Raw genomic sequence first — 13,252 nt, 5'->3', positions numbered from 1 at the left:
GGATGACGAGGATGAATGACAAGACGGCCAGTTTTTTGCCTCATGATAAATTGCAACATTTAATTGATTCTTTGCAAAATGCGGGATATTCCTGTGTGGGGCCTCAGGTGCGTGATGGTGCGATTGTTTATGATGTCCTGAGCGGGGCTGAGCAACTACCATGGGGTATGCGTGATCATCAAGAGCCAGGTGGCTATCGATTGGAACAAATTCCTGAACGCAAAGCTTTTGCCTTTGCCAATGGCCCTCAGGGAATAAAGCCTCTATTGTTCAAGCCACAGGAAACGGTTTGGAGGGTTGAGCGTGATGAACAAGGAAAATTGTGCTTTAAACCACATCAGCCAGATGAAACACCTGTTGCCATTATCGGTTCTCGCGCTTGTGATTTAGCGGCGATGAGCATTCAAGATAAAGTTTTTATAGAAAGCAATAACCCGGATCCTCGTTACAAAAGAAGGCGCGAGCAATTATTTGTTGTTGCCGTGAATTGTACCTATTCTTCTGCAAATTGTTTTTGTGTTTCTGCCGGAACCGGTCCTGAGGTGAACAATTCGTTTGATATTCTTATGACGGAAATTGAAGATGGGTTTGTCGTGGAAGCAGGTAGTGATAAAGGTAAAAGGATTATTAATCAACTTCATTTATGCGATGCACAAAGTGCTCAATGTACTGATGCCCAAAATAATGTGAAACAAGCCGCTGCCTTGCAAACCAAGAGGATCCCATTGGACAATAAAAGGGATTTACGAGATTTGCTGTTTTCGAATTTAAATCATTCTCGCTGGGATGATGTCGCCGAACGATGTTTATCCTGTGGTAATTGTACTTTGGTATGCCCAACCTGTTTTTGTCATAGTGAAATTGAAAAACCAGGCTTGGATGGTTGTGCCAGCGAACATCATAGAGAATGGGACTCTTGTTTTACAACAGGCCATACTTACCTCAATGGGAAAATTATTCGTGATGATACAAAAAAACAATATAGACAATGGCTAACTCATAAGGTTGGAAGCTGGTTTGATCAATTTGATACCAGCGGTTGTGTTGGATGTGGACGTTGTGTGACTTGGTGTCCTGTGGGAATTGATATAACTGAAGAGTTGGCTGCGATTTCGGCCGAGTCTAATGTAAGGAAAATAGAAAGTGAATAAATCAGACTATGATCCTTACTTGCCAAAAGAAGTTGAAATTGTTCAACGTACCCAAGAGTCCTCTTCAATTTTTACCCTGCATTTGCGTTTTACTGATGAAGCACACCATAAGCAATTTCAATTTTATCCTGGTCAATTCAATATGCTGTACCTTTATGGGGTAGGTGAAGTGGCCATTTCTATTGTTTCGGATCCCAAAAAGAAAACTTTCCTGAGTCACACCATCCGGGCTGTGGGGCGGGTAACCAAAGCCATGCAAAAACTACAGGTTGGTGATCGTCTTGGAATACGAGGTCCTTTTGGAGTGGGCTGGCCGCTGCAAAAAACGAAAGGTAAAGACATTATTGTTCTAACTGGAGGATTGGGTTGTGCGCCATCAGTTTCCATTATCAATTATATTTTAGGAAGACGACGTCATTACGGTAAGCTCAGTATTTTGCAGGGAGTAAAACACAGTGACGATTTTATTTTTAGAAAACAGTATGCTAAATGGCAAAAATCAGCTCATACTGAAGTTTATATAGCAGCAGATCAAGCTGGTCCCAAATGGCCTTGGGGTGTTGGTTATGTGACTGATCTGATTGATAACATCATTATCCAGCCGGATAACTCGGTGGTGATGATGTGTGGGCCTGAAATGATGATGAATACAGCCGTTAAAGTGTTTACCCAAAAAGGGATTCTTGAAAACGACATCTATCTCAGTATGGAGAGAAACATGGAGTGCGGAATTGGTCATTGCGGTCATTGTCAATACGGTGGTTTATTTGTATGTAAAGATGGTCCTGTCTTTGCTTATTCTCAAATTAAAGAGTTATTCAAAGAATCTGGATTTTAAAATGCCTGAGGGAAACTATGAAACCGCGTATCGCTGTACATAAATTTACTTCATGTGATGGATGTCAATTGGCATTTTTAAATGCGGGTGAATCGTTGTTGACCTTATCTGACTTGGTTGAAATCGTGCATTTTGCAGAGGCAGGTATGGTGGATGTGGATGTGAAAGTGGATATTGCTTTTGTGGAAGGCAGTATTTCAACTCCTGATGAAGAGTATCGAATACGTAAAATTCGTGAAAACAGTCAATACCTTATTACCATAGGTGCTTGTGCTACGGCGGGCGGTATACAAGCCTTGCGTAATTTTGCAGATTCCAGGGAATGGATAGCCAGCGTTTATGCTTCACCAGATTATATTAAGACTTTAACTACCTCAACGTCTATTGCGCATCACGTTAAAGTGGATTGGGAGTTATGGGGGTGTCCGGTAAATAGTGGGCAAGTATTGGATGCAATTCGGTTTTTATTATCTAACGCGACTCCCAGAATAAAAAGAGATTCTGAATGCATGGAATGCAAACGAAAAGGGAATGTGTGTGTATTGGTTACTAAAAAACAACCTTGCATGGGACCAGTAACTCAAACGGGTTGTGGGTCGCTTTGCCCCACTTTCAGTAGAGCATGTTATGCCTGTTATGGACCAAAAGAAAACGCCAATCCCAATTCTTTGGGAGAGTGGTTTTTATCTATGGGATTAACCAAAGAAGCGATTGCCAGGCAGTTTTTACATATTAATAATCAGGCACCTGCATTTAATCAAGCCGGAAATTACTTTAAGGGAATTAAAATCAGCAATGGGTAAAGACATTTCAATTAATGTTCCAATTTTGGCGCGGGTTGAAGGCGAGGGGGCCCTTGAGCTTTGCATCCGGGATAGCAAAATTGAAACATTAAAATTAAAAATATATGAACCCCCAAGATTATTTGAGAAATTTCTGGAAGGTCGAAGTTACAATGAAGTGTTGGATTTTGTAGCCCGTATTTGTGGTATATGCCCTGTTGCTTATCAAATGAGTGCTACCCAGGCTATAGAACAATGTTTTAACCTAAGTTCCACTCCTTGGGTTCGCGATATGCGTCGCCTGTTTTATTGTGGCGAGTGGCTGGAAAGTCATAGCTTGCACGTCTATTTTTTAGCTTTACCTGATTTTTTAGGATTTCAATCAGCACCTGAAATGGCAAGGAAATATCCAGAGGAAGTGAAATGCGGGTTGCGGATTCAGGCTTTTGGTAATGATTTGATTAAATTGTTAGGGGGGCGCTCCGTTCATCCAGTGGGAGCTTGCGTTGGCGGTTTTTATAAAGCGCCCTCTCATTCGCAAATCAAATTAATATTAGACAAGGCAAAAGATCGGGTTTCGGATTGTGAAGTGCTAATTCACTGGCTTGCCGGCTTATCTTTACCCGATAATTCTCATGATTTTACTAGTGTTTCGCTTTATCATCCTACTGAATATCCTATGAATGAAGGAAGGATTGTTTCAGATCGTGGATTAAACATAAGCAAAGAAGAATTTGATAGCTATTTCAAAGAGCATCATGTGGATTACTCCAATGCATTGCACTGTTTATTGCAAAATAAACCTTATTTAGTGGGCCCTCTGGCCCGTATTAATAATTGTTTTGGGCATTTGCCAGTACCCATTCATCTTCTTTTACAAAGCTTGAATATTCAATTCCCTTCGCGGAATATGTGCCATAGCATCATCGCTCGAGCAGTGGAAATGTACTACTGTGTTTTGGAAGCTATCCGTATTCTCGAACAATATGACTTGCCAGAGCAATCTCATCCTGAAATCAAACCTCAGGCAGGTGAAGGAGTAGGTTGTACTGAGGCTCCCAGAGGCCTGTTGTGGCAACATTATCGTTTTGGTGAAAACGGCCAGGTTTTACAAGCCCGTATTGTTCCGCCCACTAGCCAGAATCAAGCGCGCATTGAGGAAGATTTAAAGCATTCTTTAATACAATTTGGCCTTAATCAGGAGGAAGACGCGATAAGATATTTTAGTGAAATGATAATTCGCAATTATGATCCGTGTATTTCATGTTCTACACATTTCCTGAATTTAAAAATCGATAGAATATGAATCTTATAAAAGTCTTAGGCATAGGCTCACCTTTTGGTGACGATCAAGTGGGATGGCTGGTTGCCGATCGCCTTAAGACAGAACTGTCAAAAGAGCACTATGCAAGTAAAACGCTGAGCATAGAATGTCACGATCGACCGGGTCTTCGTTTGCTTGAATTGATGAATCCTGCGAAAGTCGTGTTTTTAATTGATGCTGTAAAATCAGGATGTGCCCCAGGTACAATTCATCGCTTAAAAAATAACGAGATTTTTGCATTTCAAAACAGGTTATCGACCCATGAAATGGGTGTGGCAGAAGCGCTTCAAATAGGTCAAAGTCTTAATGATCTTCCAGAGCATGTTATTTTATACGGGATTGAAATTGATAGCATCGCTTTTAATGCGACGCTGTCCAAATCAGTTGAAAAAGCAGTAAAGACAGTCGTTATCCAATTAAAAAAGGAGATTGAAGAGGCACTAAAGCTTATGGCATGAGTTTATGCCATAGGGGTTTTCTTCCCAACCGATATTTGATAGATAATCGTTTTCTATTTTAAAGTGCCAAAGGCTTTACTTCTCCACCATACTGCATCGCGCGTTTCATTACTTTGCGTCCATAAAAATATCGAGCAATGACGTGGGTTACAAATTGATTGACCAGTTGCGGCAAGAAAGGCATAGGGCGCAAGACATCAATGATTAATACGGCACGATAATCATCACTTGTATTTCTTACTTCATGTGGCCAGGAATCATCAAAAAGTACTGCTTCTCCTTCTTTCCAGGTATAAGGCTGGTTATTCACTAAAATTTGTGGTGGATTGTTTTTGGGAACATGAATTCCCAAATGATATCTTAGATAGCCAATATAAGGGCCTTCATGTAGGGGAATTGATTTTCCAGGTTCTAAAATCGAGAAAAAAGCTTGTATAAGATGGGGTATTCCTTCCAATAAATTACAAAGTGTCGGGCATAATAAACGGGCTTCCTTGAGTTGATAACCAAGAAGATACAGCATGAAAACATTCCAGTTTTTTTCTGTGGTGTTTGATATGGCAGACTCTCCGGGATCTATGTCGTGGTAGCGTGGAAATTCTTTCACATTCGCTTGTACATTTTCGAATTCCTTTTTGATATCGGGAAAATGGCGTGTTATGTGATTTAATTCTGGGAAAGTTTGATCAATATCAAAAAAAACCGGACGTTGATTATATCCTACATAGCGCCCATAAAAGTGATTCAATTTACTCTTGAAATAATGATAGTCTACCATTGCTTATTCCTTTATTTTATTTGTGATAATAATTAGGTGCCGAATGTTCGACTATCCTTGGGAAATTAGCTATTTTAAAATGAAGTGTGAAGAAATGGAAGTTTAAAAAATGCTCGTTTTTATGCTGAGGTATCCTTTCAGGTTTTGGAAATTGTTCTTGGCATTAAGCTTATTCTCAATGGCAGTTAGCACATAACATTTATCGCTGTGGCTTAAAAAATACTGATAAGAATTTCCTTTTTCTTGTTATTTTTCAGCTATTACGGTTGGGAAGAGATGGGCCTCGTCATACAGAAAATGAATATTCTTGAAGCCCGCCAACTCGAGTTGTTTTTGGGTTTGTTGGGATGAGCAATAACACTGGAATTTTGCATTCAAAATATCTGAAAAAATAATTCTCTGCAGTAATAAATCCTCTGGATTAATTTTATTCAACATCCATTCGCATTGTGCACTCAGGTGAGGAGGATAGGTTAAAAAACTGGTTACTAACTTTCCTCCTTTTTTTAGGGCTGTATGGAATTGCTGGTATAAATCAAGGACTTTATTATCATCTGGTTCATAAATGTTTAACCCGTTGCTGGAAATGAGGTCGAATTTTTCTTGAATATTGAGTTCCCAGGCATTACGACAAACAAGCGTTGTGAATTTGTCCAGCTTTTGTTGTTTTGCCAAGATCTTGGCATCATCTAATGCTGCCGGGTCATAATCTATACCAATGAGTCGGATGTTGTTAATGCCATTGAAATCAAGATAAAGTAACTCCCCTAACATCCCACAGGGAATAGAAGCAAGGGTCGCACCATTAAATAGGGCTTTCTGATTTTCCTGTAAAAATAACTCAAAACGTTGTTGGGTTGCTAACATTGTTGGTGCCTTGTCCAATAAGAAACGTTCCATGTCTGATAATGGCTCGCCACTATTGTTTAACCCGGTTTTTCTTCCGAACCATGGATGAGTCAACATATAATGGGTCCAATACCCATTGATGCCCTGATTTTTTATTAGAAATTGACCAAACCCAAATTGACTTAATTCTTGAAGAATTTTAAGCTGTGTTTCTACCGTGACATGTGCCTTATCACCCTCTTTTATTATTCTTTCCTTCATTTGTTTTATAACGCTATTCAGATGAAATGAATCGGTGTTATGAGAAATGATATGTTCTTGTTTTGACATGAAGGCTCTCTGGATAATCTTTTAAGTTTTAATTGCTGTGAGTTTAAGATAAGAAAATGGATTTATTTTATAATTCAAACTCACAACAATTATACTTAATATTCTTGAAGATTCGTAGACTCTTACCCTTGACAAAAGCTTGGATAATATTAAGAAGGTTTATCAAAAGTGCTGTAAATATACCCTGATATTGGGTTATCCGGATCGGTGAATTCAGGATATAACTCGGTAACCGTTTCATGTATTTGGTTTATATCGCTTCTGAGCAGGTAGCCATTATTTTTTTCAAACATTTTTTCTGCTGTAAATGCTCTTATTTCATCTTTATAGCTGACTTGTTTTGACGCTTCTGTTTCCAGTTCCTTATCATAAAGATCTGAATTTAAAAAATGACAGACTTCATGAATTAATGTTTTGGCAATTTCTTCAACGCTTTTTGTCGAGCTGATATAAATATGTTGGTGATCATAAATAATACCATCCAGTTCTTTCTCAATTTTACGTACTGCCGACATTGTAGGCGGGAAAGTTTTTGGAAGAGTAGTATGATAGTCCTTTTTCATAATGGTTTTCATTCTCTGGTAATGATCTGGGGTAAGTTGAAAGAAAGTACTTACTGTGATTTGATTGGAATTTATGACATCAAGCACTAATCTTGCGACAAAAGATTGATTTTGTTTTATCAGGTTGATTGCATCCTGCAATTTTTGCTCGAAATTGTTTTCATCAAAAGCCTGGTTTTTTTCAAAAAAATTGAATTGAGACATTCCTTTTCTCCTATTATCCAGTATTAATGATTACTTCCATGCAATTTCATAGTAACCTTTCTTCAATTAATGAACAATACTGAGGGTAATTTTTCAAAATGATCAGTTTTATTGCTAAATAATTGTTGTATAATTTTGAAAAATTAATTTGAGAGTAGAAAATGTATATACAAAAATTAAAAGAAATGTTTGCTCAAATGGTAATTAAGAAAAATGCTAATCTTATTCCAGAATATTATCATAGGGAGTTTTTACTCTATACCAATGACATAGTGACAGACTATGATGAATTTCTAAGCTCACATCAACAATATTATGCGACTGAAATTCAATATCAAGTTGAGTATGATGAAGAGACTTTTCTTGAGCAAGGTGAAAAAATAGCCGGGCGGGTATTTATTACCACCACTCGACCTAATGAGCCTGCCAAGAGAATTGAAGTCATATTGATTGCTCAATATAAAGATGAAAAAATTTATCGATTATGGGAATTAACTTATCCGGACTGGTCCAAGTTACCTGCCTTTTCAAATCAGCTAACCTAGGAAATTATTTTTTTCTTCCGAACAGGGTAATATCAGAGAGGTTAAATATTGTGGTATTGAGTTAGGACTTCCTGATTGCGTAAGGATTATATTATTTAGTAACAAATTTATGACTATACTTAAAATATAGCTCAATTGATATAAAACACTTTGTCTATGAAAGGAATCATATTCAACGAATTTCTCAATTTTGTAGAAAAAAGTGAATCCTACACTCTGGTAGATCAAATTATTATGGATAGTCATTTGAAGTCCCATGGAGCCTACACGTCTATCGGTACATACTCTCCCAAGGAATTATTTCAATTGGTTAAAGCGCTTGGTGTGAAAAATGGCAAACCAACATCAGTGATTTTACAAGAATATGGAGAATATTTGTTTGAGGTTTTTGCAAAAAAATATCCTCAATTTTTCAGGAAAAAAAAAACGGTGTTTCAATTTTTGGAAGAGCTTGAAACACATATTCATTTCGAAGTGAAAAAATTGTATGACCATACTGAATTGCCTCATTTTGAATGCCAATATCTCAGTCCAAATCAATTGGAAATGATTTACACTTCTTCACGTTCTTTAGCCGATTTTGCGGAAGGTTTAATAAGAGGTTGTATTAATTATCATAGGGAAAATATTAGTATTGTACGTGAAAATCTGCTTGCAAAAACGGGCTTTAAGGTAAGATTTATATTAACGAAAGGCGATCCTGATGAGTGATTACGAAGTATTGTTACGCCATCTTGATAGAGAGATACGCGCAAGGAAAGAAGCTGAAGAAATAAGTGAAAAAAAAATATCCGAGTTATATCGTTTTGCCCAGCGTCTGGAAGAGAGTTTAAAAGCTCAAAAAGAAATAAGTAAAAAATTAAAAGAGAAGACCAAGGCATTAAAGCTGCAAATCGCTAAAACAGAAGAAGAACGCAATGCCAAAAGTACTTTACAAACCATATTAGAAAGCGCAATTGAATATTCAATCATTGCAATCAATTTGAAAGGCGTTATCCTAGTTTGGAATGAAGGGGCCAGGCGAAATTACGGCTATGAGGCTCATGAATTAATAAACAAAAAGAGCATCGAAATTTTGCACACAGAGGAAGATATCCAGTCGGGTAAAGTAAGAAAATTTTTTCAAACAGTACGTCGGGAAGGGAAGGCGGAAGAAATATTTCAAAGGGTGAGAAAAGACGGATCCCAGTTCACTGCTTCTGTTACTATGAGCATACATCATAATTCAAAAGGAAAAAAAGTAGGTTACGTCATTATTTCAAAAGATATTACCGAAATTAAAAAGTTTGAAGAAAAGCTGATTAAAAGTAACCAGAATCTTGAAGAATTTTCATACATTATTTCCCATGATCTAAAAGCACCGCTAAGAGCTATTATTCAATTGGCAACCTGGATTGAAGAGGATTGTGGAAATAAGCTGGATCCTTCTTCCAGAAAAAATCTTCAATTGCTTAGAGAACGTAGTCATCGCATGAGCGGCATGGTAGATGGCTTGTTACAATATGCGCGGGCAGGACGGGTCAATATGGAGATAGAATGGGTAGATACTAAAGAGTTAATTCAAGAAATAATGGATATTCTTAATCACGATGAACAATTTACTATCATAGTTCATGAGTCCATGCCCCAACTGCCAACTGCCAAATTACTTCTAAGCCAGGTTTTTTCTAATCTGATTGCAAACAGCATGAAACACCATCACTGTAAAACGGGAACTATCGAAATTGGTGTTTTGGATAGATGTTCGTTTTATGAGTTTTATGTGGCAGATGATGGTCCAGGCATTGAGCCGGTGTATTTTGAGAAAATATTCAGAATATTTCAAACTTTAAAATCCAAAGATGAGGCAGAAACTACTGGCATAGGATTAACTATAGTAAAGAAAATTGTAGAGTCTCAAAATGGGAAAATTGAGGTGGAATCAGAGTTGGGTAAAGGAGCAAAGTTTTCATTTACATGGCCTAAAATACCTCATCAATAAAGGTTTAGGTCTATAATTAATTTAGAAATAAAAAATAGAATATTGTCTCACGGAGAATAGTGATGGACCTCGCAGCTGATAAAATAGATATTTTGTATTTGGAAGATGATGAGGTCGATATTCAGTCCGTTGAGCGTGTATTCCATAAAATAAGTTCATTAATCAAGATTCAAATAGCTAAAAGTGGAAATCAGGCATTGGACATGCTTTATGGTCGAAATAAAGAAAATAAAATTCATCCCAAGTTGATTCTTCTCGATATTAATATACCTAAAATGAATGGTATTGAGTTCTTAAAAGAATTACGAGCTGATTCTCAATTTACAGATATTGAAGTCTTTGTGCTTACAGCAGCCTATACTAGCAAGGATAAGCAGGCGTTTGAGCCTTTGAATATTCGAGGCCATTTAATTAAACCGCTCGATTATGGCGAGGCCATTAAACTATTTTGGATATTACAATCCATGTAGACACTATTCCATTAAATGGTTTTGTAGCTGCCTGGTTGACTTAATGTCATATTGTTTTCAGAAGCCTGTTTTAATGCAGTTTCTAACGTTTGTTTTAGTTTAGGGTCGGCGTTTGGATGTTGTTTTAAATATTCTTTGGTCAAATTATTTAAATCAGGATCCTGAGGATTTTCTTTAAGGGCTTTGGCTAATTCATTGACTTTTTCAACTCTCATATGTTTGGTAAATTCCTTGTACTCCTTTTTAACAGATTCTTTGTCGCTTTCAGTTAATTTATCAAACCCTCCCACTTCTCTGGCTTTTTGACATAATAGTATCCCCTCTATGTTGGAGCGGGAATTGGCTATTGTGCAATTGTCATTTTTTTGTCCTTTTTGTTTGATGTGATGAATAGGTTCCTTGTTTCCAGCAACCGCTTTAATTTGAGACATAATTTCTTCATGAGAAGCACCATTCGAATGTCCATTTGCCATGTTATTGGCAAACTCGGATGTAATTTTACTGGAATCCTCGATTCGGAAGATATGAGTACCATGTTCATTGCTCTTTGCTCCCAGACCGCGATTGGTATATACCAGGTAGCCAGATTTAGAACCAGGGCCGTCAGGTACATATGATAATCCCATGGCATGGCCTTTACAGCTAACAGGAATTGTGGTGAGTTCACCGCCTTGAATGCGTCTTGCAAGATCGTTTCCTGCTTCCGGATTTCGTTGCGGTGTGCTAAACTTGAATGCCGATGCCTCATTTGAAAAATGGAAAGCATTGGCTATTTCCTGAAAATTCTTATTATCAGGATGAGATTTGGCAAAATGACTGACAGAATCTGTCATCAATTGATAAGTTGGTGCTATATGGCCGAATTGGGAGGGAGTGCCATCCACACTGGTTGTTTTTATACCTAAAACCAGACCAAAATTTTTGACAGGATGCAATTTTTCTTTTTCAGGGGGCAGTGGTGGGAATCCAAATTCTTTAGCAGCCTTACTGTCAAGCGCAATTTCAAAGACGGCTTTTTCTATCGGGCCTGCTTTTGCTCCGTTATCCAGAAAATACTTTGCCGTAGTAAAGTCTTGCTTTTGCAAGGCATATTGCAAAGGACTTTGTCCTTCTGAGTTTGTGGCTTGAATTAATGCGCTTTGTACGCTGTCATAACCACTTTCTTTAGAAATTTTGCTTAATTGTTCTTTAAATAATTCACCTTGGAGTTTTAAAGACATTAATTCGATAAGTAAACGAAAAAACATCTCATTGTCTGCTTTCGTTTTATTGAGTATTTCAGTTTGCAGGGACATTTTTTTTCGTAGTTCATCGAGTTTGGTTTGTTCCATTGTTGACTCATTCATCTGTTTAAGCATATCCATTGGAATACTTAATTTATCCAAACTTTTATCGGTGGTTGAAATTTTTGAGTCAGGTGGAGGAGTCAACATAGAGCACCTTGATTAGTTGAACTATATCAATATTATACATCAGGACTTTCTAAAATCCCCAATTTCTTTGTTAAAAATGTTTTTAATTCGGTCATTTAGTTTATCTAAGCCCCTCATTAAAAACATTTTTTGCCTTAACCTGGGAGGTAAGTTGTATGCATAATAAAAACTGTCTAAAAAAGACCGGATTTGTCTTTATTAATGATTAGACGGTAGATATTTTGATGTTAGAGATTCAGGTTTTTCCTGTGTTGCGTATCTCTTTTCTTTACAACCAAAAATACTATACAACAAGAGACTCAAGCAGGATCTTTGCTGTGAATGAGATGGGCTATCTATTTCATTTCGTCTAGTATAATCGGGTGTCTCAAGCAAACGCTCTTCTTCCGGAGGAACTTTTTTTACCGGGGGTTTTTTGTAATGCTCAATAAACACCTCTTCAGCAAATCCTGTTGATTTAATAACAAAATCAAGCAATTCTTTTGGAGTAGGAGTTTTATATTGGGAGATAGTAACATTTGAACTAAGTCCAACGGGGTCGGATTTATTCCCGGAATCTCTTGAAAACCATTTTACTAATACACTTTTTTCGTAAAGATTGCTAATGCCTTCTGAGGTTGGATAAAATACTGGCTCTTTAGGCAGTTCCATACAAATTGCACAATAAAACCAATCCAAATCCACTACTTCAAGTAGTTTTAATTTTTGCTCTAAAATTTCTAACATCATTTTGGCATCTGGCTCAACCACTTTTAAATCTTTAGGGACGCTGTCTTTATAATAAAGCATCTTATCCGGGTCGTTTTGTAGATAAACAATTTTCGTCATAACATCTCCAAAGAATATTACTTTAAACAACATTAGTAGTGAGCAAACATGAGAAAAAGTGTGCTTTATTGTGACACCGATGTCAATTTAAAAGTTTGATAATGGTCATGGATTTCCTACCGGAAATCCGGATTGGCTATTACGATTTTATAAAGTTCTTTGCATGGCAAGATGTGGAATACCATCTTCCTCATAAATCTCTCCATAACCTTTAAAGCCATATCCTTCATAGAATTTTTTCAAGTAATTTTGAGCAGAGCATTGGATACGAATACCGGGGTAATGCAGATCACAATAAGACAATAACTCGCGTATCAGTTTTCTTCCATATCCTTTAGAGCGCACTGATTTGGCTGTAACAACACGGCCAAATGTGAGATGGTTTTCGATCTCAGTTGGAAGAAACAGGCGCAAATAAGCCACGAGAGAATTTTCTTCCAAACCCAATAAATGGATGGAAAAAAAATCTTTGCCGTCTGGATCCAGGTAGGAACAGTGCTGTTCTACTACAAAAACGTTCGCTCGCAATGCCAGAATGTCATAGAGCTGCTGGCTTGTTAAGTCTGAAAACTCATACCATTTAAATTGAAGCATGAAATACTCCTAATCCAGAAAAAATATGCCATGCATTATGCTGAAGTTATGATTTTATAATCAAGTAGAGTAATTACATCGGGTAAAATTTCCAGAAATTGATTCCAGTAAAATCATTATCGAA

15 protein-coding genes are annotated in these 13,252 nt (G+C 37.2%); 9 read left to right on the top strand and 6 right to left on the bottom strand.

Features of this window, described 5'->3' with window-relative positions:
- Positions 1 to 11: 11 nt before the first annotated feature.
- Genes EL201_RS12550 through EL201_RS12530 form a run of 5 tightly spaced genes read left to right on the top strand, consistent with a single transcriptional unit; the run spans position 12 to position 4,553 of the window.
- Positions 12 to 1,151 (top strand): 4Fe-4S dicluster domain-containing protein, encoded by a 1,140-nt coding sequence (locus EL201_RS12550; protein ID WP_027222575.1) that lies wholly within the window; start codon positions 12 to 14, stop codon positions 1,149 to 1,151.
- Entirely contained in the window at positions 1,144 to 1,989 is an 846-nt protein-coding gene (locus EL201_RS12545; protein WP_027222574.1) for an FAD/NAD(P)-binding protein, read from the top strand. Before EL201_RS12550 ends, EL201_RS12545 begins: the two co-directional genes overlap by 8 nt.
- Before the next feature lie 17 nt (positions 1,990 to 2,006).
- Positions 2,007 to 2,792, top strand: a complete 786-nt coding sequence (locus EL201_RS12540; RefSeq protein ID WP_027222573.1) for an NADH-quinone oxidoreductase subunit B family protein — start codon at positions 2,007 to 2,009, stop codon at positions 2,790 to 2,792.
- Positions 2,785 to 4,077, top strand: a complete 1,293-nt coding sequence (locus tag EL201_RS12535) for a Ni/Fe hydrogenase subunit alpha (protein WP_027222572.1) — start codon at positions 2,785 to 2,787, stop codon at positions 4,075 to 4,077. Before EL201_RS12540 ends, EL201_RS12535 begins: the two co-directional genes overlap by 8 nt.
- Positions 4,074 to 4,553: a hydrogenase maturation protease gene (locus tag EL201_RS12530; RefSeq protein ID WP_027222571.1), complete on the top strand. Its 480-nt coding sequence runs from the start codon at positions 4,074 to 4,076 to the stop codon at positions 4,551 to 4,553. The genes EL201_RS12535 and EL201_RS12530 overlap by 4 nt, the downstream gene beginning before the upstream one ends.
- Before the next feature lie 58 nt (positions 4,554 to 4,611).
- Here EL201_RS12530 and EL201_RS12525 read toward each other — a convergent pair whose 3' ends face one another.
- The 3 genes from EL201_RS12525 to EL201_RS12515 all read right to left on the bottom strand — a co-directional run bounded on the left by EL201_RS12525 (position 4,612) and on the right by EL201_RS12515 (position 7,298).
- Complete coding sequence (locus EL201_RS12525; protein WP_027222570.1) at positions 4,612 to 5,331, bottom strand: aspartyl/asparaginyl beta-hydroxylase domain-containing protein; 720 nt, start codon at positions 5,329 to 5,331, stop codon at positions 4,612 to 4,614.
- Between the two features lie 246 nt (positions 5,332 to 5,577).
- Positions 5,578 to 6,510 (bottom strand): class I SAM-dependent methyltransferase, encoded by a 933-nt coding sequence (locus tag EL201_RS12520; protein ID WP_027222569.1) that lies wholly within the window; start codon positions 6,508 to 6,510, stop codon positions 5,578 to 5,580.
- A 149-nt stretch (positions 6,511 to 6,659) separates the two neighbouring features.
- The gene (locus tag EL201_RS12515) at positions 6,660 to 7,298 is read right to left on the bottom strand and encodes a hypothetical protein (protein ID WP_080273122.1); all 639 of its coding nucleotides are present in this window, start codon (positions 7,296 to 7,298) and stop codon (positions 6,660 to 6,662) included.
- 140 nt (positions 7,299 to 7,438) lie between these two features.
- Between EL201_RS12515 and EL201_RS12510 the strand changes: the two genes are divergently transcribed.
- The 4 genes from EL201_RS12510 to EL201_RS12495 all read left to right on the top strand — a co-directional run bounded on the left by EL201_RS12510 (position 7,439) and on the right by EL201_RS12495 (position 10,273).
- Positions 7,439 to 7,822 (top strand): hypothetical protein, encoded by a 384-nt coding sequence (locus tag EL201_RS12510; RefSeq protein WP_027222567.1) that lies wholly within the window; start codon positions 7,439 to 7,441, stop codon positions 7,820 to 7,822.
- Positions 7,823 to 7,978: 156 nt separating this feature from the next.
- Entirely contained in the window at positions 7,979 to 8,533 is a 555-nt protein-coding gene (locus EL201_RS12505; protein ID WP_027222566.1) for a heme NO-binding domain-containing protein, read from the top strand.
- A complete protein-coding gene (locus EL201_RS12500; RefSeq protein WP_027222565.1) occupies positions 8,526 to 9,803 on the top strand; it encodes a sensor histidine kinase in 1,278 nt (425 codons plus the stop codon). The genes EL201_RS12505 and EL201_RS12500 overlap by 8 nt, the downstream gene beginning before the upstream one ends.
- A 62-nt stretch (positions 9,804 to 9,865) precedes the next feature.
- Positions 9,866 to 10,273, top strand: coding sequence for a response regulator (locus EL201_RS12495; protein ID WP_027222564.1), 408 nt, complete (start codon positions 9,866 to 9,868; stop codon positions 10,271 to 10,273).
- A gap of 11 nt (positions 10,274 to 10,284) precedes the next feature.
- Here EL201_RS12495 and ankD read toward each other — a convergent pair whose 3' ends face one another.
- From ankD to EL201_RS12480, 3 genes are all read right to left on the bottom strand, one after another.
- Positions 10,285 to 11,706, bottom strand: a complete 1,422-nt coding sequence (gene ankD, locus EL201_RS12490; protein ID WP_027222563.1) for a Dot/Icm T4SS effector AnkD/LegA15 — start codon at positions 11,704 to 11,706, stop codon at positions 10,285 to 10,287.
- Positions 11,707 to 11,904: 198 nt separating this feature from the next.
- On the bottom strand, positions 11,905 to 12,534 hold the full coding sequence (locus tag EL201_RS12485; RefSeq protein WP_027222562.1) for an RING finger protein: 630 nt from the start codon (positions 12,532 to 12,534) through the stop codon (positions 11,905 to 11,907).
- A 147-nt stretch (positions 12,535 to 12,681) separates the two neighbouring features.
- The gene (locus EL201_RS12480) at positions 12,682 to 13,128 is read right to left on the bottom strand and encodes a GNAT family N-acetyltransferase (protein ID WP_027222561.1); all 447 of its coding nucleotides are present in this window, start codon (positions 13,126 to 13,128) and stop codon (positions 12,682 to 12,684) included.
- Positions 13,129 to 13,252: the final 124 nt, after the last annotated feature.

Origin of the sequence: Legionella pneumophila subsp. pascullei, from assembly GCF_900637585.1 — a bacterium.
GTDB classification, from domain to species: Bacteria; Pseudomonadota; Gammaproteobacteria; order Legionellales; family Legionellaceae; genus Legionella; species Legionella pascullei.
This window is presented reverse-complemented; position numbering and strand designations above follow the sequence as displayed.